Origin of the sequence: Rahnella selenatireducens, assembly GCF_046449555.1 — a bacterium.
GTDB classification, from domain to species: domain Bacteria; phylum Pseudomonadota; class Gammaproteobacteria; order Enterobacterales; family Enterobacteriaceae; genus Rahnella; species Rahnella selenatireducens.
Genome location: NZ_JBKEZJ010000008.1, coordinates 178,827 through 199,732 on the forward strand (window position 1 = coordinate 178,827; position 20,906 = coordinate 199,732).

Consider the following 20,906-nt stretch of genomic DNA (forward strand, 5'->3'; position numbering starts at 1 on the left):
CTTTCTTTCACGGCAAACGTTCTGCCCGGTTTACTTCGATTCCACGCTTTCGTGATGCGCTTCTTCATGAGCAGCCTGCTCGGCATGCACTTCTGCCGCGCGCTTACGCAAACCAATCCAGCCCAGTACCAGCAGAATGATCAGCACCGGAATAGTGGAAACCGTGAAGGTTCCGTTCGGGTAATCAAACGCCATAAGAATCAGTACGCCCGCCAGGAATGCCAGCGTCAGCCATGAAGTAAACGGTGCCCACGGCATTTTGAAAGAGACGTCTTTCGCACGGCCTTCTTTAATGGCGGTACGCAGTTTCATCTGGCACACAATGATGAATGCCCATGAACTGAGGATGCCCAGTGACGCGATGTTCAGAACGATCTCAAAGACCTGCGAAGGCACGTAATAGTTGAGGATGACGCCTATTACGTAAATACCGACGGTCACCAGAATACCCGCGTAAGGCACCTGCTGCGCGCTCATCTTCGACATAAATTTCGGCGCAGAACCGCCCATCGATAGCGAACGCAGAATACGACCCGTGGAATACAGGCCGGAGTTCAGGCTCGACAGCGCGGCGGTCAGCACTACGATATTCATGATGGTTCCGATGTACGGCACGCCGAGCTTGCTGAAGAAGGTCACAAACGGGCTCTGGCCCGCCTGATACGCATTCCACGGCAGCAGCAGAACCAGCAGCACCACAGAGCCAACGTAGAATAAAGCAATACGCCAGATCACGCTGTTGATGGCTTTAGGCAGCACTTTTTCAGGATCTTTCGTTTCGCCCGCTGCGGTACCGACCAGTTCGATAGCCGCAAAGGCGAAGACCACGCCCTGCACTAAGACCAGCGCCGGTAACAGACCGTGCGGAAAGATACCGCCGTTGTCGGTAATCAGATGCAGACCGGTTGTGTTGCCGTCGAGCTGTTTGCCGGTGCCGAGGAACACCACGCCGACTACCAGGAAGATCGCGATAGCCGCGACTTTGATCAGCGCAAACCAGAATTCCATTTCAGCGAACCACTTCACGCCGATCATGTTCATGGTCGCCACAATCGCCAGCGCACCGAGGGCAAACATCCATTGCGGGACATCACCGAAGGTTCCCCAGTAGTGCATGTACAGAGCCACTGCGGTGATATCGACAATGCCGGTCATCGCCCAGTTCAGGAAGTACATCCAGCCCGCCACGTAGGAGGCCTTTTCACCCAGGAATTCACGGGCATAGGACACGAAGCTGCCGCTGGTCGGACGGTGTAAAACCAGTTCGCCCAATGCGCGCAGAATAAAGAATGAGAAAATACCACATACCGCATACACGATAGCCAGCGCCGGGCCTGCCATCTGTAAACGCGCACCCGCACCGAGGAATAAACCGGTACCGATAGAGCCACCAATAGCAATCATCTGAACCTGACGATTGCCCATGCTCTTGTGATAACCGCTTTCGTGCGAATCCAGCCAGCGCCGTTTTGCGGCGTGTTTTGCCTCTGCCGATTTCTTATGAGACTTCATTATGACTTGTTCTCCAAAATAACCTTCACCTGACGCCGGTGCTGCAAGCAAACGATTGCAAGCCACGACGTTTACGTGGTTAACCCACTGTAGTTTTTTTAGCCGGAACTGTTTTTGATGCAATAACGGCGAAGGATGCTACCTGTTCTCATTAACCGAGGCAAAAAAAACCGTACTTAAAAATTGTGATAAGACATAATTCGCGGCGTGAATTGCGCATGCAACGACCGCTCTATGCATGATCTTGCGGTTTGCTCTCTTTGCGCACCCGCTCAATATTGATCGACAGGTACATGATCTCTTCCGTCGTCAGCCCGCGCTGGTACTGCGCCGTCAGGTATTCCCCGATTTTTTCTGCACACTGCCACGCCTGTGGGTAATTCTCTTTTACCGCCACATGCAGCGTCATATCGTCATCGGCGACCACGGTCCGGTTCAGCATCCGCTGAGCGAAAAATTTCAGGTGGGTGACGAACCGCTGATAACTCAGCGACTCTTCGTCATATTCCAGACGCAGCTGGTATTTCACCAGATTGAGGATTTCCTGCATCACGCGGGTAATGCGCGCCACTTCCGGCATTTCGCCGTTCAGCTGCGCATTGACCAGATGCAGGGCAATAAAACCGGCTTCATCCACCGGCAGCCGCACACCTAAACGCGTATCGATAATGTCCAGCGCTTCCACGCCCAGCGCATACTCCTTCGGATACAGACGGCGTGTTTCCCACAACAGCGCATTGCTGATGGGCACATCTTTTTTCTGCCGTTCAATGGCAAAGTTGCAGTGATCGGTCAGCGCGATATACAGATTTTCCTGCAACGTTCCCAGCCGGGTTCTTGCCAGCGAAATGATCTGGTCGCAGGTCGTCATCACTTCCATCGGAATATGCGAGAGCAGTTCCGTCAGATGCGCGACCAGTTCGTCGTTTTGTAAGGCGAAGATTTTCTCGATTTTGCTGTCATCGATTTCATCTCCCGTTTTTTTCATAAACGCCAGACCGCGGCCCATGACGACCTGTTCCCGCAGCTGATCGTTAACGACAACCACCACGTTATTATTTAAAATTTTGGCGATTTTCATTGTGATTCCCTGAAAAGAAAAACCCGATCGTCGGCGAAGAAGATCAGGTTTTATCTGCCGCAACATTACGTATCTGCCTGATAATTCTAGCAGGTTAGCGTAGCCACTCAATGCACATTACTGAAAAAGCGTGATTGCGATCCCGGCGATCAGGCGCGTGCGTAACTCAGAAAGTGACAATGGCTTTCAGCCCCGTCACCCAGGCGTCCTGCGTTTCTTTCACACCACCCGGACGATACCAGTATTGCAAATCAGGTTGCAGAATAAGCCATGAACGCACTTTGATCTGATAGTACAAATCGGCGTTAACCGAATGCCCGGACAGCGGCGTGTACAGCGGATTGCCGTAATCATCCACCTGATAAATGGCGTTCAGGTTTTCCTGATTCTGCCGGTAGTGATCGCTCATTTTAATGTAGGTCATGCCAAAACCGAGCCAGTCGTCAGGGCGCGCATCGAACAACCCGCGATAACGCATAGACGCCGCCTGTGTGTAGTGAATCGCGTTACTTCGCTGATCGGCCAGCCCCAGACTGTACGATACGCTCATGCCCCGGTTAGGGTCATCGCCGCGCTGTGTCACCTGCTGGTTAAAACCGGTGTACATAAACCACGTGCTGCTGTGAGAACGGTAACCTTCCGGGTCGCTGGCCCCCACACTTTGCGTTTTCCCTTCGGAGAGATCCTGCTGCGGCGAGTTAGTGTACAGCAACCCGAAATTATAAATCCCCGGCAAACCGTTGACCTTGGTTTTCAGCTCCGCTTCCATCGGCAGCAAAATCCCGCGCGCGCCTTTGAGCGAACCGCTCCAGGCGTATTTCCGGTCAGACGCGTCCGGATTTTGTTCCATGATGCCGGTTTTCAGTGTCAGGCCGTCCGTTAATTTGTACTGGAACGTGGTGCCCCAGTAATGTTTGTTCCAGTTGTACCAGGTCATCGAGTTGGCCGATTTACCGCCGCACTGACTGAGTAACTGGAAATCACACGGGATAATCTGATCGAAATCCTGATTCTTGTTCATCATACCGATACGCCAGTGCAGCTTACGATCGTCAAAACTGCGGCCAAAGGTCAGCCAGCCCAGACGCGTAATCGACTGCCCTCCCCAGCTTTCCTGTGCGATATCGTTGAAACCGACGCGCGGATCCTGAGTACGTTCGGACGTCAGGTTGTCATTATGATTACGGTTAACGATGTTCCCTTCAATCGCCGCATCCGGAATACCTGTGTACATTTCCAGATCCTGCGTAAACGTCAGCGAGAACTGGTCGATGTACGCCAGTTTTTTGTCGTGGTTATAGCCGCCACCGGCGTTGTATGAAGATTCGCTGAGATAACCGAGCTGATAATGGAAACCGTGGTCTTCAAGAATGGGTCGGATCCCCAGCATGTCGCCGAGCATCCCTTCGCCGGGTGCCTCAAAACCGAGCACGGTTCCGTTCCAGTCGCTGGCAGCCAGTGCCGGTTGAATCCCTGCACCCGCGAGACAAACGGCCAGCACAAGATATTTATGATATAAACGCACTGCGGGTCTTATTTTATACTGCGTATAATTATGTGCAGGTAATACAGAAGTCTGAGAAAGTTTCATCATTACATTCCCTTCGAATTATTAATTATGTTTTTATTGCTATTCGAATTCCTTCCTGCAGACACAGATTACCCTGCGGGTGGAATTTCGCATTATATAATTACTTAAGATTTTGAATGGCCTGATAATAATCAGGCCACCGGATCATCGTTTATTTATTCCTTTAACGATGCGCCGTTAGATTTAATAACATCGGCATACCAGAAGAAGCTTTTCTTGCGACGACGTTCCAGTGTGCCATTCCCCTGATCGTCGCGGTCGACATAAATATAACCGTAGCGTTTGGAGAATTCGGCTTTCGATGCGCTGACCAGATCGATAGGCCCCCAGCTGGTGTAGCCCATGACTTGCACACCGTCTTCAATGGCTTCACGAACCTGCACCAGATGGTCGTTAATATACTGAATGCGATAATCGTCATTAATGCTGCCATCCGCTTCGACTTTATCGCGGGCACCCAATCCATTCTCAACAATAAATAACGGTTTCTGATAGCGGTCATATAATTCATTCATTAAGAACCGCAAACCTTTCGGGTCAATCTGCCAGCCCCATTCGGAACTTTGCAGATGCGGGTTCGGCACCATATTTAATATATTTGCGCGCGCTTTAATATTCTGTTCTTCATCTGTCGTTACACAACCGGTCATGTAATAACTGAACGAAATAAAATCGACCGTTTCTTTCAGCGCGGCTTTATCTTCGGCGGTAATAGTAATTTCCATACCGCGATCTTTAAAGAAGCGTTTCATATACGCCGGATACGCACCGCGTACCTGAACGTCGCCGAAGAATAACCAGTCGCGGTTTTGTTGCAGCGTTTCCATCATATCGGCCGGTTTGCAGGTCAGCGGATAAAGCATTCCGCCCAGCAGCATGTTACCGATTTTGCCGTCAGGAATGATTTCATGACAGGCTTTCACCGCTTTGGCACTCGCCACCAGCTGGTGATGAATGGCCTGATAAATCGCCTGTTTGCTGCTGTCTTCCGGCAATCCAACGCCGGTAAACGGCGCGTGCAGCGACATGTTGATTTCATTGAACGTCAGCCAGTGTTTGACTTTATCTTTGTAACGCGTAAATACCGTGCGGGCATAATTTTCGAAGAAACCGATGGTATCCCTGCTGCCCCAGCCGCCGTGTTTTTTCACGATGCCGTAAGGCATTTCGTAATGGGAAAGCGTCACCAGTGGCGTGATGCCATATTTTGCCATTTCATCAAACAGGCGGTCATAGAATGCCAGACCGGCCTCGTTCGGGTGAAGCTCGTCGCCTTCCGGGAAAATACGCGTCCAGGCAATAGAAGTACGCAGTACGGTGAAGCCCATTTCGGCGAACAGTTTCATGTCTTCCGGATAACGATGGTAAAAATCAATCGCCACATCTTTGATGCCGAAATCGCCTTCCACGCGCTCCTGCACCGGGCCGAAAACGCCCTGTGGTTGCAGGTCAGAGGTGGACAATCCTTTACCGTCGGTCAGATACGCGCCTTCAACCTGATTGGCGGCGACTGCGCCACCCCATAAGAATTCCTTCGGGAATTGCTTGCTCATGTGAACCTCCTGGTTCTGACTGTTATCGTAAAAGGGTAAGTAACAAAGCTTGTTCGCCGACGTCCTGACCGGTGCTGGCCGGAATGACGTCGAGATATTCGTCGCTGTTGGTGATAAGCACCGGCGTTGTCAGGTCGTAACCCGCTTCCGTAATGCTCCGGGTGTCGAACTCAAGCAGCAAATCGCCCTGCTTCACGACGGTATCTACTGCCACGTGCGGCGTGAAGAATTTGCCGTCGAGCTTCACGGTATCGATACCAACGTGGATCAGGATTTCCGCGCCGTCTTCTGATTCAATTCCGATGGCGTGATGCGTTTTGAACAGGGAAACCACGGTGCCGTTAACCGGCGAAACAACACGGCCCGCTGACGGAATAATCGCCACACCTTTACCCAGTAAACCGCTGGCAAATGTCGGATCTTTCACGTCCTCAAGTGCCACGCAGGTACCGGCAATCGGGCTGGTCACCAGAGTTTTGCCACGCGGTGCCTGAACGGAAGCCGTCGCGACGGTATCGGCCGTTTCACCCGCTTTCACTTCTTCATTCATACCGAAGAAGAACGTCGCCAGAGCGGCAAAAGCGAGGGCAAAGACAGTGCCGGCAATCGCGGCGGTAACCGTCTGGTCGAAACCCGTCGGTGGAATGATTTGCGTGAAAGTGAAGATGTTAGCGAAGCCGAACGAGTAAGCTGTGGTCTGGAAATAACCGAGGATTGCCGCGCCCAGCGCGCCGCCGACGCAGCCGAAAATAAACGGACGGCGGCGTGGCAGGTTAATGCCGTAAACCGCCGGTTCTGTGATCCCGAAAATCCCGGCGCTGACAGCAGAACCCGCCAGTGCTTTGGTGCGCGCGTCTTTGGCACGCAACATCACGCCGATAACAGCGCCGACCTGCCCCATGACCGCCGGCAACAGCAACGGCAGCATGGTGTCATGGCCAAGAATACTGAAGTTGTTGATCATCAGCGGCACCAGCCCCCAGTGCAGGCCGAAGATCACACAAACCTGCCACAGGCCGCCCATAAAGGCACCCGCGATGGCCGGGCTGATGTGATAGATAAACTGATAGCCGTTAGCAAGTTGCTGGCTGGCCCAGGTCGCGACAGGCCCGATAACCAGGAAGGTCAGCGGCACAATCACCATCAGACAGATCAGAGGTGTAATGAAGTTACGCAGGGAACCCGGCAGCAGTTTCATCAGACGTTTTTCCAGCCAGCTGGAAGCCCACGCGGCGATGATCACCGGAATAACCGATGAGGCGTAGTTGATGAAAACCAGCGGTATGCCAAAGAAATGTTCAGACGGTACACCCGGCTGCTGAGCGTTGAATGCCGCCGTCATCAGCGGATGCACCATCGCACCGCCAATCATCATCGTCACAAAGGGATTACCGCCGAATTTTTTACCGGCGGTATAGCCGATCACCAGCGGGAAGAAATAAAACATAGCGTCGCTGGCGGCGAACCAGACTTTATACGTGCCGCTTTCCGGATTCAGCCAGCCGCAGGCCAGCGCCAGTGACAAAAACCCTTTCAGGATCCCCGACGCCGCCATGATGCCGATGAACGGCGTGAAAATACCGGAAATGATGTCAATGGCACGGGCGAACAGATTGCCTTTATCCTGCCCCTCTTCGTCATCGCCACTTTCCGAAAGCGCGCTGCCGCGCACTAACGCATCATAAACCGCGCCGACGTGGTTGCCGATCACGACCTGAAACTGGCCGCCGCTTTCCACCACCATAATGACGCCGGGGTTCTTTTTCAGTCCTTCAGCATCGGCTTTACTGATGTTTTTAAGCTTGAATCGTAAACGGGTGGCACAATGCACCACGCTGTTCACGTTTTCCTTTCCGCCCACTCCGCGGAGAATTTCGTCGGCTAATGTTTTGTATTCCATGGTGTTATCTCATCAGAGTAATGGCGTCGTGCACGACATTGCCGTTGTATTTCAAAGGGGCGGCCGGCCCCTGAATTCAGGCCAAAAAAAAACCTAAACGTCCGGTCTCTTCGCGGAATGCGAAGAAACGAGAAGTTTAGGTTTTGCCTGTCAGACAGTAACAATCCTGCTTTCTGATCCGGATTCTCTGGCGAATCGTTGACAGAAACAAGTCGTAATATCAGCCGTGTGACGAAACTGTGATCGGCTTCAGACTTTGTGCTGAAGGAGGCTCTTCCCTGAGCATCTCCGGCAAACTAGCGCAGCCCGGCAATGGTGAATCCGCCGTCCACCAGCAGATTTTGCCCGGTCACAAACCGCGCTTCGTCGCTGCACAGCCACGCAACAACGTCGCCCACGTCGTCGGATTCGCCCACGCGCCCTGCCGGCGTCAGGTGAACAAACGGCCTGAGCATCTCTTCATTCGCGCCCATCCGTCGTGCCATCGGCGTATCGATAATGCCCGGATTCACATTGTTAATGCGGATTTTATGCGCGCCGGTTTCCAGCGCAATGGCGCGGATCATGGCATCCAGACCGCCCTTGCTGGCGGAATAAGCCGCAGACCCGAAACTGGCACCGTGCGCCAGCCACGAAGACGTATTCACAATCGCGCCGCCGCGACCTGCCGCCACCATCGCCTCCAGTTCATATTTCACTGACAACCAGACGCCTTTCAGATTGATGGCGATCACGCGGTCAAATTCGGCTTCCGTCATTTCGCTGACCGGCGCAAAACCTTCCACACCGGCATTGTTAAACGCCGCGTCCAGTCGCCCGAAATGCGCCAGCGTTTCCGCAATCAGATGCTGAACCTGCGCGCTGTCTGAAACATCTGCCGGCACCGCCAGCGCGTCGCCGCCCTGTTCATGGATCAACGCCACGGTTTGCAGAAGTTCCGCTTCACGACGCCCGGCGACCACCACTTTTGCGCCGTCGCGTGAGAAAGCCAGCGCCGCGGCACGGCCAATCCCGCTGCCTCCGCCAGTGACCAGCGCCACGCGGTTATGCAGGCGAAGGGGCTGATTTTGAAGATGTGGTCCCTGAAGATACGATTGTTGTGACATAGAAACCTCTGAGAAATGTGTTGACCAGAACCTGACTATAAGAGGATTAATTGTTGTGGATAAGCCGTCTTATATCGCATGATTTACTGGTTCATATTCATCAATAGGAAACGAAATGCGGACTAACGAACTGGGTGAGCTGACCGCCTTTGTCGCCGTGGCAGAAGAAAAAAGCTTCCGTAAGGCGGCGGCACGGCTGAATTTAACCGCATCCACCTTGAGCCACTCTTTGCGCGCGCTGGAAGAACGGCTGGGCGTCAGGCTGCTAAACCGCACCACGCGCACCGTTTCGCCGACTGAAGCGGGGATCGCGCTGCTGGCCGAAATTGCGCCCGCGTTTGCGGCAATTGCCGGTGCGATTGAGAAAGTGAATACCTTCAGGGAAACCCCGCAGGGCACGGTGCGCATCAATACGCCGCACATTGCGGCAGAACTCGTTTTTATGCCGCAGCTGAAGCAATTTAGTTTGGATTTCCCGGACATCCGGCTGGAACTGGCCTCCAACGACGGTTTCGTGGATATCGTCAGCGAAGGTTTTGACGCCGGAGTGCGTATCCGTGGCGACGTTCAGCAGGATATGAGTGCGGTTCGCCTGACGCCCGATTTTCATTCGGCGGTTTACGGCTCGCCTGAATATTTCGAGCGGCATCCGAAACCGCTCTCACCAGCCGATTTGCAACATCACGCCTGCATCGGGCGACGGGAAATTACCGGCGGTGCGTTGTATCGATGGGAATTTGAAAAAGAAGGTAAGCAGATTGCGGTGCCGGTCAGCGGCCCGCTGATAGTTGACAGCGTAATGATGATGACCCGCGTCGCTCTCGACGGGATCGGGCTGGTTTACACCGCCCGCAGCCCGGAACATGACGCGCTGGTCGCGCAGGGTTTGCTTATCCGCGTGCTCGAAGACTGGTCGGTCACGTTTCCCGGTTTCTTTCTCTATTATCCCGGCCACCGCCAGCTTTCTGCGGCGTTAAAAGCCGTGATCAACAGCTTTCGCTTACCGCTGCGGGATCACTAATTCGCTCATTTAACGTCAAGATTTTAAAGGCACTCCTAATGCGGTGTTGGTACACGTAAGCCGTTACGTTATAATTGATTTGTTACGGCAAAATCCGTAACCAGGATTCTCAACCTGAATGTTTACTGGCGACATGGAGTGCATAAGTGCATTTCACGTTTGAGTCTGCGCATGCCTATTGCCTGTACAAACAACAAGCAATATCTCAATGGTGGCTCAGGCGGGGCTGACTTCGGTCAGGCCGGTATCCAGTAGAACCGGTGTTGAGAACCCCGTCAGGGCTACCACCAGTGAGATTCTCAACTCCGGTGGTCGCTGTAACATCAAACTACTGGACAATGAACCATGAACGACAAGCCAAGGCAGGCATTACTTCCTCCCCCACTGTTGGTTTATGCTCCCGTTTCTAACGGAGAGAGCATATGAAGAACACCCGTGAAGACTGGCATCCCGCCGATATTATCGCTGCAATTCGCAAAAAAGGCTCAACGCTGACGGCACTCTCGCGTGATTCAGGACTGGGCGCATCTACCTTGTCCAATACGCTGTCGCGACGCTGGCCCAAAGGTGAGTTGATTATTGCGGCAATGATCGGCGTTCCGGCGTGGGAAATCTGGCCAAGCCGTTATTACAATGCCAACGGGGAGTTGGTTGTTCCTAAATTGCGGAACCCTAAAACGGAGAGTTAATCCGTGACAGCGGTGGGAGCCTGGCTTTCACCGCATTTTGAATAGTCTCAGAAAGGCGGAGTCTCTTTTTATCTTTACGCCGTTACCGCTTCCTGCGGGCCGGCGATACCGACTGATGCCAGCATTACTTTCTCTCAGCATGATCCCGTTCACAAATAAAAAAACAAAATCAAAAAACGTAAATTACATATTCCTTTCCTCAATTGTTTACCTGCGCCCCATTCACAATACTTCTGCCCATACCTCACCTTTTTCATACGTTGTTCCTGGATTTACTCAAGGAGAAATACGATGACTCATCTGTATCAGGACGCTTCGCAGCCCGTCGCAACCCGCGTTGCCGATCTGCTGGCACGCATGACGCCGGAAGAAAAATTTGCCCAAATGCACGCGTTCTGGCTCATCCTCGACAGCGGTGGAAATCATAAAGAACGCTCAGACCTGAGTGATGATTTCGCTGGCCATAAAGAGACAATCGCACTGGAAAAGCAATTGGCGTCCGGTGCGGGGCAAATCACCCGCCCGCTGGGTACACACGTTGTTAGCCCGGAAGAAGGCGTCCGGGCACTGAACCGCCTGCAAAAAACGCTGGTGGAGGAAACGCGGCTGGGCATTCCGGCGATGTTCCATGAAGAATGTCTGGTGGGTTTATTGTGTAAAGACGCCACGTTGTTCCCTTCTTCGCTTAGCTACGCGTCAACGTGGGATCCTGAACTGATGGAAAAGGTCGCCGCGGCTATCCGTGATGAAGCGCAAAGCATCGGCTGTCATCAGGGTTTAGCGCCGGTTCTGGATGTTTCTCGCGATGTGCGCTGGGGACGCACCGAAGAAACTTTCGGCGAAGATCCATATCTGGTGGGCATCATGGCGACGGCCTTCGTGCGCGGCTTACAGGGTGAAAACCGTGATTTGCTCGCCACGCTGAAACATTACGTCGGCCACTCTTTCAGCGAAGGCGCACGCAACCACGCCCCGGTACATCTCGGTTTCCGCGAACTCAACGATACCTTTCTGCTGCCGTTCGAAATGGCGGTAAAACTGGCCAACGCCGGTTCCGTTATGCCGGCTTATCATGATATTGACGGGCAACCGTGCCACAGCGATCACTTCCTGCTGACGGAAATTTTGCGCGAACAGTGGGGCTTTGACGGCCTGATTGTGGCGGATTACGGCGGCGTCAGTCTGCTGCACCAGCATCACGGCGTCAGCCACGATGATGCCGAATCGGCGGCGCTGGCATTCAACGCCGGTCTGGATATTGAGTTGCCGAAAGGCGATTGCGCCCAGCATCTGGCCGATGCGGTATCACGCGGGCTGATTGATATGGCTAAAATCGATGAAATCGTCGCCCGCGTTCTGACGGAAAAATTCCGTCTGGGGCTTTTCGAGCAGCCGTATGCGCCTGAATCGCAGCCAAAAATGCAGCAATTTGCCGTTCGTGAACTGGCGTGGGAAGTGGCCGTTCGCTCCATTACACTGCTGGAAAACAACGGTATTCTGCCGCTGAAACCTGCCTCTAATCAGAAAATCGCCGTGATCGGCCCGACGGCAGACGACCCGCTGGCATTACTGAGCGGTTACAGTTTCCCGGTACATCTGATTATCAGCGAGATGGAAGCGCAGACCGGGCAGGTGACAACGCCGCTTCAGGCACTGCGTTCGGCCTACGGTGAACAGAATATTCGTTACGCGAAAGGCTGCCCTATTCTCGAAAAACGAACAGCGGGTGCGCCGGTATTCCCCGGTGATGCCGGTAAGCCAATGCAAAGTTCATCGGTTTCTCAGGACACCACGCAGATCGCCGCTGCAGTCAAAGCGGCGCAGAAAAGTGATGTGGCGCTGGTGTTTGTCGGCGATCTGGCCGGATTGTTCCAGAGCGGTACGGTCGGTGAAGGTTCTGACACCGACAGCCTTCAGCTGCCCGGCGTTCAGCAAACGCTGCTTGAGCAGGTTGTCGCAACCGGCAAGCCGACCATTGTTGTCATGACCGGCGGCCGTCCTTATTCACTGGGCGGTCTGGAGGAAAGAGTAGCCGGATTCCTGATGGCGTTTGCGCCCGGTCAGGAAGGCGGACGGGCGATTGCCGATGTGCTGAGCGGTAAAGAAGCGCCCTCCGGGCGGCTGGTGGTTTCCGTGCCGAAAAGCGCGGGCGCGATGCCGTATTATTACAATCACAAACTGAAAAGTGGCGGAACGCCGATTGCGTTCCACTTCGGCGCAAAATACCCGTTCGGTTACGGGCTGAGCGGCACCACGTTTCGGTACCACGATTTGCAGTTAAATCAGCAGCCGGTTGCCATCGAAAACGGTGAGATCTCCGTTCAAATTCAGGTAACCAATACCGGTTCGCGGACAGGTAGCGAAGTGGTTCAGGTTTATGTGCGCGACTGCGTGGCTTCGCTGGTGAGGCCGGTACACGAACTGAAAGCGTTTCAGCGCGTTGAACTGAACGCCGGAGAAACCGCCACGCTGAATTTCAGTATTCCAACCGACATGCTAAATTTCACCAACACCGCGCACAAACGTATCGTTGAGCCGGGCTTTATTGACGTTCAGGTCGGCGCTTCCAGCGCTGATATTCGCGCTAACGGCAAGGTGACACTGGCCGGAAAAGTACGGGAATTGCCTCGTCACTGGCGGATGGTCAGCCGCTGCGAAGTGAGTCAGTAAAAGCTGCTTGCAGATCACAAAATCAGAAAGCAAAACGGACGCATCAGCGTCCGTTTTTACAGTATTCAGAAAGGCTGTTATTCAGATTCCCGCGTAATGCCGAAATGCTTATACGCATGGTTAGTCGCCATACGTCCGCGCGGCGTGCGCTGAATAAAGCCCTGCTGGATCAGGAACGGCTCGATCACGTCTTCAATCGTTTCACGCTCTTCGCCAATTGCTGCGGCTAAGTTATCCAGCCCCACCGGCCCGCCGGTGAATTTATCGATAATCGCCAGCAGCAGTTTGCGGTCCATATAATCAAAACCTTCAGCATCAACGTCCAGCATGTCCAGCGCACCGTTTGCTACATCACCGTTGATCGTACCGTCGCCTTTCACTTCGGCAAAGTCACGCACGCGGCGCAGCAGGCGGTTGGCAATACGCGGCGTGCCACGCGAGCGGCGAGCAATCTGATGCGCCCCTTCTTCCGACAGTTCCAGCCCGAGGCAGGACGCACTGCGCCAGACGATATGCTGCAAATCGGCGACCTGATAGAACTCCAGACGCTGCACAATACCGAAACGGTCACGCAACGGAGACGTCAGGGAACCGGCGCGCGTCGTGGCACCAATCAGGGTGAACGGTGGCAAATCAAGCTTGATGGATCGCGCCGCCGGGCCTTCGCCAATCATGATATCCAGTTGATAATCTTCCATCGCCGGATACAAAATTTCTTCGACAACCGGCGAGAGACGGTGGATTTCATCGATGAACAGCACGTCGTGAGGTTCGAGATTGGTCAGCATCGCGGCCAGATCACCGGCTTTTTCCAGCACCGGCCCGGAAGTCGTGCGCAGATTCACGCCCATTTCGTTGGCAACGATGTTCGCCAGTGTGGTTTTACCCAACCCCGGCGGCCCGAAAATCAGCAGGTGATCGAGTGCGTCTTTGCGTTGCTTTGCCGCCTGAATAAAGATTTCCATCTGCGAGCGCACGTGGGGCTGCCCGACGTATTCGTTAAGCAGCTTGGGGCGGATCGCACGGTCAATGACCTCTTCTTCACTAAACACTTCAGAAGAAATCAGGCGGTCAGCTTCAATCATCGTTACCTCACAGCGCCGCGCGCAGCGCTTCTCTAATCAACGTTTCGGATTCTGCACCCGGCTTCGCCACTTTGCTGATCATGCGGCTGGCTTCTGGTGGTTTGTATCCGAGGGATATCAGGGCGGCTACTGCTTCACCTTCGGCATCAGACTCTTTCGCTTTCGACGCCGATGCAGGTAGCGTGATATCAGTATGATTGTTAAATAGATCACCGTTTAATCCTTTAAACCGGTCTTTCATTTCGACGACCAGACGCTCTGCGGTTTTCTTACCGACGCCAGGTAACTTAATTAAGGCAGTGATTTCTTCCTTTTCCACTGCGCTGACAAACTGCTGTGCCGACATGCCTGACAGGATTGCCAGCGCCAGTTTTGGCCCGACGCCGTTCACTTTGATCAGTTCACGGAACAACGCGCGCTCTTGTTTATCATTGAACCCGTAAAGCAGTTGGGCATCTTCGCGAACGATAAATTGCGTGAAGAGGATGGCTTCCTGACCCAGTTCGGGCAATTCGTAAAAACAGGTCATCGGCATATGGACTTCATAGCCCACGCCGTTGGTTTCCAGCAGCACCAGAGGTGGCTGTTTTTCCAGAATAATGCCTCGAAGTCTGCCTATCACGTTCATTTTCCTTATCAGGTCAAAAGCAGCAGTGTTTATATCATAAAAAAGGCTGGATGGATATCCAGCCAAATGGACTTGCGGCGTCTATCGCATACGTCCGCGCGCCATCTGCAATTTATCAGAACTAAGCCGGATCGCATTCTGACTCATGTGGCAATGCGTAATCGCAATCGCAAGCGCATCGGCGGCGTCGGCCTGCGGATTGGCGGGCAGTTTCAGGATAGAACGCACCATGTGCTGCACCTGCGACTTTTCGGCAGCACCTGTGCCCACAACTGTTTGTTTCACCTGCCGCGCGGCGTATTCGAACACCGGTAAATCCTGATTCACTGCGGCTACAATCGCCGCGCCGCGCGCCTGCCCGAGCTTTAACGCGGAGTCCGCATTCTTCGCCATGAATACGGATTCGATGGCAAAAAAGTCAGGCTGGAACTGCGTAATAATTTCCGAAACGCCAGCGTAAATTAATTTCAAACGCCCCGGCATGTCGTCAACGACGGTACGGATGCAGCCGCTGCCCAGATAACTCAGCTGACGCCCTGTCTGGCGGATAATTCCATAGCCGGTGATGCGTGAACCGGGGTCGATCCCCAGAATAATAGCCATAGCCGCTCAACGCCTTGTGTTGTCGTTTTTTTGAGAAAGTTGGGGACAGTATAAACTGCTGAGGGATTTCAGAATAGCCAGCCGGTGGAGACCACCGGCTGCGGTAAGATTACAGAGTTTCTGCAATCTCGTCGGAGATTTCACCGTTGTGGTAAACCTCTTGTACGTCGTCACAATCTTCCAGCATGTCGATCAGGCGCAACAATTTTGGTGCAGTTTCTGCATCCATGTCGGCTTTGGTCGATGGGATCATAGTGACTTCTGCGGAATCCGCTTTGAAACCGGCGGCTTCCAGTGCATCTTTCACTTCACCCAAATTTTCCCAGGCAGTGAACACGTCGATGGCACCATCGTCGTAGGACAGGATATCTTCTGCGCCCGCTTCCAGCGCGGCTTCCATCAGAACATCTTCATCCAGGCCAGGTGCGAAAGAGATCACGCCTTTCTTGGAGAACAGGTAGGCAACGGAGCCGTCAGTGCCCAGATTACCGCCGGTTTTGGTGAAAGCATGACGCACTTCAGCCACGGTACGGTTACGGTTGTCACTCAGGCATTCAACCATGATCGCAGAACCACCCGGACCGTAACCTTCATAAATGATGGTTTCCATGTTGGTGTCATCGTCACCACCAACGCCACGCGCAATAGCACGGTTCAGTGTATCGCGGGTCATGTTGTTGGACAGTGCTTTATCAATTGCAGCACGCAGACGTGGGTTTGAACCCGCATCGCCGCCGCCCAGACGTGCAGCGGTAACCAGCTCACGAATGATTTTGGTGAAGATTTTGCCACGTTTAGAATCTTGCGCCGCTTTGCGGTGCTTGGTGTTGGCCCACTTACTGTGACCTGCCATAAATATCTCCAAAAAGTCTAAAGTCTTAACAGACCGAATAGTTTACAAATTCTTCAATCGCCTGCTGGTTGCTCGGGGAGACGGTCAGCGCTGCCGCTTCCGCTTTTCCCAGCCACCGGTACGCATGATGTTCGGTAAGAACCACATCACGCTCGTCGGGTAACGCCAGACAGAACCAGTGTTCTTTATTACGGGTTACGCCGGGAGCATAGCGATGGCGCAAATGCGCAAATATTTCAAAGTCCTCGCAGCGGTCGCAATCCTGAAGAGGCAGGTTTTCACCTGCGATATCGATTCCGACCTCTTCCATCACTTCACGCTGCGCGGTTTGATTCGGGGATTCCCCGCCTTCCAGGCTGCCGGTTACCGACTGCCAAAAATTCGGGTCATCCTTTCGCTGGAGCATCAGCACCCTGCCGGTGTTTCTGGCGTAGATGACGCACAGTATCGACTCAGGACGCTTATAGCTCATTAGTTATTCTCTGTATTTGTGTCTGGTGTCACTTCTTTTTTCGCGACAACCGCAATACCGAGTTCCAGCAAAGAGGCCGGATTCGCAAAGCTTGGTGCTTCGGTCATCAGACAGGCTGCTGCCGTGGTTTTCGGGAAGGCGATAACGTCACGGATGTTATCCGTACCGGTCAGGAGCATGACCAGACGATCCAGACCAAATGCCAGACCGGCATGTGGCGGTGTGCCGTATTTCAGGGCGTCGAGCAGGAAGCCGAATTTCTCGCGCTGTTCGTGTTCGTTAATTCCCAGAATACTGAACACGGTCTGCTGCATTTCGCTGCGGTGAATACGTACGGAACCGCCGCCCACTTCGTAGCCGTTGATGACCATGTCGTACGCGTTCGCGATTGCGGAAACCGGGTTCGCCGCCAGCTCCTGCGCCGTCATTTCTTTCGGTGCGGTAAACGGGTGGTGCATAGCGCTCAGGCCACCTTCGTCGGTGTCTTCGAACATCGGGAAGTCGATAACCCACAGCGGAGCCCACATGTCTTCGTTGGTGATTTTCAGATCGCGACCTACTTTCAGACGCAGTGCGCCGATTGCGTCGGTCACAATCTTCGCGCTGGCTGCGCCGAAGAAAATCATGTCGCCGTCTTGCGCGCCGGTACGTTCAATCAGGGCAGACAACAAATCCGCATTGAGGAACTTCGCGACCGGGCTCTGAATGCCTTCCAGACCTTTAGCCACTTCATTGACTTTGATGTATGCCAGGCCTTTCGCGCCATAGATTTCGATGAATTTCGCGTACTCGTCGATTTGCTTACGGCTCAGCTGTGCGCCGCCAGGTACGCGCAATGCCGCCACGCGACCTTTTGGATCGTTAGCCGGATCGGCGAACACTTTGAACTCGATGTTCTTCATCAGGTCAGCAACATCAACCATTTCCATCGGGTTACGCAGGTCAGGCTTGTCTGAACCGAAACGACGCATGGCTTCTGCAAAGGTCATGATCGGGAAATCGCCCAGATCCACGCCTTTGATTTCCTGCCACAGTTCACGTGCCAGTTTCTCCATTACTTCGCGCACTTGCTCGGCGCTCATGAAAGAGGTTTCCACGTCGATCTGGGTGAATTCTGGCTGACGGTCAGCACGCAGATCTTCGTCGCGGAAACATTTAACAATCTGATAGTAACGGTCGAAACCGGACATCATCAGCAACTGTTTGAACAGCTGCGGGGACTGCGGCAATGCGTAGAACTTGCCTTTGTGCACACGGCTTGGCACCAGATAGTCACGCGCGCCTTCCGGCGTGGCTTTGGTCAGCATCGGGGTTTCGATGTCGAGGAAGTCATGGCTGTCCATGAAACGACGCACGAAGCTGGTGATTTTTGCACGCGCTTTCAGGCGGTTAGCCATCTCCGGGCGACGCAGATCCAGATAGCGGTATTTCAGACGCGCTTCTTCAGTGTTGACGTGATTGGAGTCCAGCGGCAGCGCTTCTGAACGGTTGATGATGTTCAGCTGGTTAGCGAAGACTTCCACTTCACCGGTCGCCATGTCTTTGTTGAACTGGCTTTCAGGACGCGCACGGACGGTACCGGTTAACTGGATACAAAACTCGTTACGCAGTTCAGAAGCCAGTTTGTAGGCTTCGGCCTGATCCGGGTCGAAGAAGACCTGAACGATACCTTCGCGGTCACGCATATCGATGAAAATCAAACCACCCAAATCGCGGCGACGGTTAACCCAGCCACACAATGTCACTTCCTGGCCCACATTGGACGCATTCAGCTTTCCACAATATACAGTACGCATAACGGTATCCTTTTGATCCCACTACCCGGCCTCATGGCACACAGGTACAGAAACGGTTATTCACTCTGATCGCCCGCCGCTAAACTGTGCAGCGCGCGGAATGGGTTTTATTCGGGTCGAAAAAAGGCGGCTATTATAAAGGAATTTCCGCTGCAGGATAAGTGCGAACGCATCAAGGCTGGCGCGGAAATTTACTCATGTTGCTTGCTACACATAATTTAACAAAATTATCCCCATTTCGACCCACGCGTTAGCATAGACTCCGGCCATCCCCTTTGTACACGCAGTTCATTATTCCTGCCTCTATTTACCCCTTTTGATAACCGGGAGCTAAACACCATGAAACTCGACCCTAAAACGACCGCATTAGTGCTGATCGATTTACAGAAAGGCATTCTGCCGTTTGCCGGCGGCCCGCACACCGCTCAGAAAGTTCTGGATAACGCCACAGAACTGGCAAACCGTTTCCGTAAACTCGGCTCTCCGGTTGTGATGGTACGCGTGGGCTGGTCTGACTCTTTTGACGAAGCGCTGAAACAGCCGGTCGATGTCCCTGCGGCCGCGCCGGAAGGCGGCCTGCCAGCAAGCTGGTGGGAATTCCCGGAGCAACTGGGCGTCACCGACAAAGACTTGTTGGTGGTGAAACGCCAGTGGGGTGCGTTTTACGGTACGGACCTGGATTTACAGCTGCGCCGTCGAGGCATTAAAAGCATCGTGCTGGCCGGTATTTCCACCAACATCGGCGTGGAGTCCACAGCCCGTAACGCCTGGGAGCACGGCTATGAGCTGGTGATCGCCGAAGATGCGTGCAGCGCGCACAACAACGACCATCATCAGTCCAGCGTTCAGTTTATCTTCCCGCGCATCAGCCGCGTGCGTTTAACCGCCGAAGTGCTTGCCGCACTGCCGCGGTAACGTTACCCTGCCGGATATCCCTGACGCCACCTGCCGGGCGGCGTTTTTTTATGGAAAAATCAGAGGAAGCGCGGCATGTATATTGGTTTACCGCAATGGCACCACAACGCGTGGGCCCGCATCGGGCTTCGCGATCTGGCTGATTACGCCCGGTATTTCAATTGTGTCGAAGGTAACACCACGTTTTATGCGCTGCCAAAACAGGATGTCGTGATGCGCTGGCGCGATATGACGCCCGAAACCTTCCGTTTCTGTTTCAAATTCCCGTCGGCAATCAGCCATAAAGCTGCACTGGCAAATTGTCAGGAAGATATCGACACGTTTTACCGCACACTGGCACCGCTCGGCGAACGGATCGGCCAGCTATGGTTACAGCTTCCTCCTGCTTTTGCACCCGCGCATCTCGACCGTTTGTGGCAATTTCTGGATGCTCTGCCCGCCGGTTTTGATTACGGCGTTGAAGTCCGTCATTCTGATTTTTTCGCAAAAGGCGATGCGGAGCGCGCGCTGAATCAGGGGTTATATCAGCGCGGGATTAACCGTACCATTCTCGACAGCCGTCCGGTTCACAGCTCGAAATCTCAGACCGAAGCGGTTCTCGACGCGAAACGTAAAAAACCCATTCTGCCGCTCCACGCCGTTGTAACCGCGACGCGCCCTATCGTCCGTTTTATCGGCGGCGATATCTTGCAAGATAACCGGCCATTATTCGCACAGTGGGCAGACAAACTTGCTGCCTGGGAAACTCAGGGGCTTTCGCCTTATTTGTTTATCCACACCCCCGATTGCACCGACGCGCCGCAGCAAGCACGCAGTCTCTGGCCTCTACTGCGAGCGAAAATGCCTTCAGTTCAACCTGAACCAGACTGGCCAGAACAGGACGCACTGTTCTAAATTTTTCGTGATTGTCTGACGACAGTTTTACGTCTTGCCGCTATCATAGTGACGCAGTGAAGCGGGTCATTGCCCCTCCGGAACAAAGGGAATAACCAAGGAAGTCATCATGATTAGCGCGTTATATGTCGTGCTTGCCGCCATACTTTTGATCAAACTCTCTTTCGATGTGGTACGCCTGAGAATGCAATACCGCATAGCCACCGGCGACGGCGGCTCCTACGAACTACAAACCGCCATCCGCGTTCACGGCAACGCCGTCGAATATCTGCCAATCGGCTGTTTATTGCTGCTGTTTATGGAAATGAACGGTGCCGGCGTCTGGATGATTCACGCCTGCGGATTGCTGCTGATTATCGGCCGGCTCTTCCATTATTACGGCCTAAAGCACCGTGAATTCGCCTGGCGCCGCAGCGGCATGGCTGCCACGTATATCTCGCTGGTGTTGATGGTTATCGCAAATATTATCTACCTGCCGTGGTCCCAGTTTCTGGCATTCGACTAGGTTTTCCGCCGTTTTTTACGGGCAGCGCCGCT

The 20,906-nt window shown here is 53.7% G+C and carries 19 protein-coding genes; 7 read left to right on the forward strand and 12 right to left on the reverse strand.

The features are described 5' to 3' along the window. Positions 1–30: 30 nt before the first annotated feature. From ansP to ACLBVC_RS15080, 6 genes are all read right to left on the reverse strand, one after another. Positions 31–1,512 carry an L-asparagine permease gene (ansP, locus tag ACLBVC_RS15055; RefSeq protein WP_195822996.1) on the reverse strand — a complete coding sequence of 494 codons (1,482 nt, stop codon included), beginning with the start codon at positions 1,510–1,512 and terminating at the stop codon, positions 31–33. 232 nt (positions 1,513–1,744) lie between these two features. Beyond that, entirely contained in the window at positions 1,745–2,593 is an 849-nt protein-coding gene (gene bglG, locus ACLBVC_RS15060; protein ID WP_410150292.1) for a transcriptional antiterminator BglG, read from the reverse strand. 166 nt (positions 2,594–2,759) lie between these two features. Continuing rightward, positions 2,760–3,995: a carbohydrate porin gene (locus ACLBVC_RS15065; protein ID WP_410150373.1), complete on the reverse strand. Its 1,236-nt coding sequence runs from the start codon at positions 3,993–3,995 to the stop codon at positions 2,760–2,762. A 344-nt stretch (positions 3,996–4,339) separates the two neighbouring features. Further along, a complete protein-coding gene (locus ACLBVC_RS15070; RefSeq protein ID WP_410150293.1) occupies positions 4,340–5,737 on the reverse strand; it encodes a glycoside hydrolase family 1 protein in 1,398 nt (465 codons plus the stop codon). A 22-nt stretch (positions 5,738–5,759) separates the two neighbouring features. Further along, complete coding sequence (gene bglF, locus ACLBVC_RS15075; RefSeq protein WP_410150294.1) at positions 5,760–7,637, reverse strand: PTS beta-glucoside transporter subunit IIABC; 1,878 nt, start codon at positions 7,635–7,637, stop codon at positions 5,760–5,762. Between the two features lie 296 nt (positions 7,638–7,933). After that, positions 7,934–8,743 carry an SDR family NAD(P)-dependent oxidoreductase gene (locus ACLBVC_RS15080; RefSeq protein ID WP_410150295.1) on the reverse strand — a complete coding sequence of 270 codons (810 nt, stop codon included), beginning with the start codon at positions 8,741–8,743 and terminating at the stop codon, positions 7,934–7,936. Positions 8,744–8,858: 115 nt separating this feature from the next. On the opposite strand from ACLBVC_RS15080, the gene ACLBVC_RS15085 reads away from it, so the two are divergent. From ACLBVC_RS15085 to ACLBVC_RS15100, 4 genes are all read left to right on the forward strand, one after another. Then, entirely contained in the window at positions 8,859–9,764 is a 906-nt protein-coding gene (locus tag ACLBVC_RS15085) for a LysR family transcriptional regulator (protein ID WP_410150296.1), read from the forward strand. Between the two features lie 208 nt (positions 9,765–9,972). Next, entirely contained in the window at positions 9,973–10,113 is a 141-nt protein-coding gene (locus ACLBVC_RS15090; protein ID WP_195814525.1) for an ash family protein, read from the forward strand. A gap of 73 nt (positions 10,114–10,186) precedes the next feature. Then, positions 10,187–10,453: a helix-turn-helix domain-containing protein gene (locus tag ACLBVC_RS15095; RefSeq protein WP_410150297.1), complete on the forward strand. Its 267-nt coding sequence runs from the start codon at positions 10,187–10,189 to the stop codon at positions 10,451–10,453. A 291-nt stretch (positions 10,454–10,744) separates the two neighbouring features. After that, a complete protein-coding gene (locus ACLBVC_RS15100; RefSeq protein ID WP_410150298.1) occupies positions 10,745–13,123 on the forward strand; it encodes a glycoside hydrolase family 3 N-terminal domain-containing protein in 2,379 nt (792 codons plus the stop codon). A 77-nt stretch (positions 13,124–13,200) separates the two neighbouring features. On the opposite strand, the gene ruvB is transcribed toward ACLBVC_RS15100, so the two are convergent. From ruvB to aspS, 6 genes are all read right to left on the reverse strand, one after another. Then, positions 13,201–14,208 (reverse strand): Holliday junction branch migration DNA helicase RuvB, encoded by a 1,008-nt coding sequence (ruvB, locus tag ACLBVC_RS15105; protein ID WP_410150299.1) that lies wholly within the window; start codon positions 14,206–14,208, stop codon positions 13,201–13,203. Between the two features lie 7 nt (positions 14,209–14,215). After that, positions 14,216–14,830 (reverse strand): Holliday junction branch migration protein RuvA, encoded by a 615-nt coding sequence (gene ruvA / locus ACLBVC_RS15110; RefSeq protein ID WP_152325805.1) that lies wholly within the window; start codon positions 14,828–14,830, stop codon positions 14,216–14,218. An 87-nt stretch (positions 14,831–14,917) separates the two neighbouring features. Continuing rightward, a complete protein-coding gene (ruvC, locus tag ACLBVC_RS15115; protein ID WP_015696865.1) occupies positions 14,918–15,439 on the reverse strand; it encodes a crossover junction endodeoxyribonuclease RuvC in 522 nt (173 codons plus the stop codon). A 109-nt stretch (positions 15,440–15,548) separates the two neighbouring features. Beyond that, positions 15,549–16,292: a YebC/PmpR family DNA-binding transcriptional regulator gene (locus tag ACLBVC_RS15120; protein ID WP_410150300.1), complete on the reverse strand. Its 744-nt coding sequence runs from the start codon at positions 16,290–16,292 to the stop codon at positions 15,549–15,551. A gap of 25 nt (positions 16,293–16,317) precedes the next feature. After that, positions 16,318–16,764: a dihydroneopterin triphosphate diphosphatase gene (gene nudB / locus ACLBVC_RS15125; protein WP_410150301.1), complete on the reverse strand. Its 447-nt coding sequence runs from the start codon at positions 16,762–16,764 to the stop codon at positions 16,318–16,320. After that, the gene (gene aspS, locus ACLBVC_RS15130) at positions 16,764–18,560 is read right to left on the reverse strand and encodes an aspartate--tRNA ligase (protein WP_101078712.1); all 1,797 of its coding nucleotides are present in this window, start codon (positions 18,558–18,560) and stop codon (positions 16,764–16,766) included. The genes nudB and aspS overlap by 1 nt, the downstream gene beginning before the upstream one ends. Before the next feature lie 339 nt (positions 18,561–18,899). Here aspS and ACLBVC_RS15135 point away from each other — a divergent pair, with 339 nt between their 5' ends. The 3 genes from ACLBVC_RS15135 to ACLBVC_RS15145 all read left to right on the forward strand — a co-directional run bounded on the left by ACLBVC_RS15135 (position 18,900) and on the right by ACLBVC_RS15145 (position 20,874). Next, positions 18,900–19,475, forward strand: coding sequence for a hydrolase (locus ACLBVC_RS15135; RefSeq protein ID WP_410150302.1), 576 nt, complete (start codon positions 18,900–18,902; stop codon positions 19,473–19,475). Positions 19,476–19,550: 75 nt separating this feature from the next. After that, positions 19,551–20,369, forward strand: coding sequence for a DUF72 domain-containing protein (locus tag ACLBVC_RS15140; protein WP_410150303.1), 819 nt, complete (start codon positions 19,551–19,553; stop codon positions 20,367–20,369). Between the two features lie 109 nt (positions 20,370–20,478). After that, positions 20,479–20,874, forward strand: coding sequence for an MAPEG family protein (locus ACLBVC_RS15145; RefSeq protein WP_410150304.1), 396 nt, complete (start codon positions 20,479–20,481; stop codon positions 20,872–20,874). The last annotated feature ends 32 nt before the right edge of the window (positions 20,875–20,906 follow it).

Excerpts from the sequence above, each read along its gene's own strand:
- ansP (WP_195822996.1), bottom strand. The coding sequence starts at position 1,512 with ATGAAGTCTCATAAGAAATCGGCAGAGGCAAAACACGCCGCAAAACGG.
- bglG (WP_410150292.1), bottom strand. The coding sequence starts at position 2,593 with ATGAAAATCGCCAAAATTTTAAATAATAACGTGGTGGTTGTCGTTAAC.
- ACLBVC_RS15065 (WP_410150373.1), bottom strand. The coding sequence starts at position 3,995 with ATGCTCGGCGACATGCTGGGGATCCGACCCATTCTTGAAGACCACGGT.
- ACLBVC_RS15070 (WP_410150293.1), bottom strand. The coding sequence starts at position 5,737 with ATGAGCAAGCAATTCCCGAAGGAATTCTTATGGGGTGGCGCAGTCGCC.
- bglF (WP_410150294.1), bottom strand. The coding sequence starts at position 7,637 with ATGGAATACAAAACATTAGCCGACGAAATTCTCCGCGGAGTGGGCGGA.
- ACLBVC_RS15080 (WP_410150295.1), bottom strand. The coding sequence starts at position 8,743 with ATGTCACAACAATCGTATCTTCAGGGACCACATCTTCAAAATCAGCCC.
- ACLBVC_RS15085 (WP_410150296.1), top strand. The coding sequence starts at position 8,859 with ATGCGGACTAACGAACTGGGTGAGCTGACCGCCTTTGTCGCCGTGGCA.
- ACLBVC_RS15090 (WP_195814525.1), top strand. The coding sequence starts at position 9,973 with ATGGTGGCTCAGGCGGGGCTGACTTCGGTCAGGCCGGTATCCAGTAGA.
- ACLBVC_RS15095 (WP_410150297.1), top strand. The coding sequence starts at position 10,187 with ATGAAGAACACCCGTGAAGACTGGCATCCCGCCGATATTATCGCTGCA.
- ACLBVC_RS15100 (WP_410150298.1), top strand. The coding sequence starts at position 10,745 with ATGACTCATCTGTATCAGGACGCTTCGCAGCCCGTCGCAACCCGCGTT.
- ruvB (WP_410150299.1), bottom strand. The coding sequence starts at position 14,208 with ATGATTGAAGCTGACCGCCTGATTTCTTCTGAAGTGTTTAGTGAAGAA.
- ruvC (WP_015696865.1), bottom strand. The coding sequence starts at position 15,439 with ATGGCTATTATTCTGGGGATCGACCCCGGTTCACGCATCACCGGCTAT.
- ACLBVC_RS15120 (WP_410150300.1), bottom strand. The coding sequence starts at position 16,292 with ATGGCAGGTCACAGTAAGTGGGCCAACACCAAGCACCGCAAAGCGGCG.
- nudB (WP_410150301.1), bottom strand. The coding sequence starts at position 16,764 with ATGAGCTATAAGCGTCCTGAGTCGATACTGTGCGTCATCTACGCCAGA.
- aspS (WP_101078712.1), bottom strand. The coding sequence starts at position 18,560 with ATGCGTACTGTATATTGTGGAAAGCTGAATGCGTCCAATGTGGGCCAG.
- ACLBVC_RS15135 (WP_410150302.1), top strand. The coding sequence starts at position 18,900 with ATGAAACTCGACCCTAAAACGACCGCATTAGTGCTGATCGATTTACAG.
- ACLBVC_RS15140 (WP_410150303.1), top strand. The coding sequence starts at position 19,551 with ATGTATATTGGTTTACCGCAATGGCACCACAACGCGTGGGCCCGCATC.
- ACLBVC_RS15145 (WP_410150304.1), top strand. The coding sequence starts at position 20,479 with ATGATTAGCGCGTTATATGTCGTGCTTGCCGCCATACTTTTGATCAAA.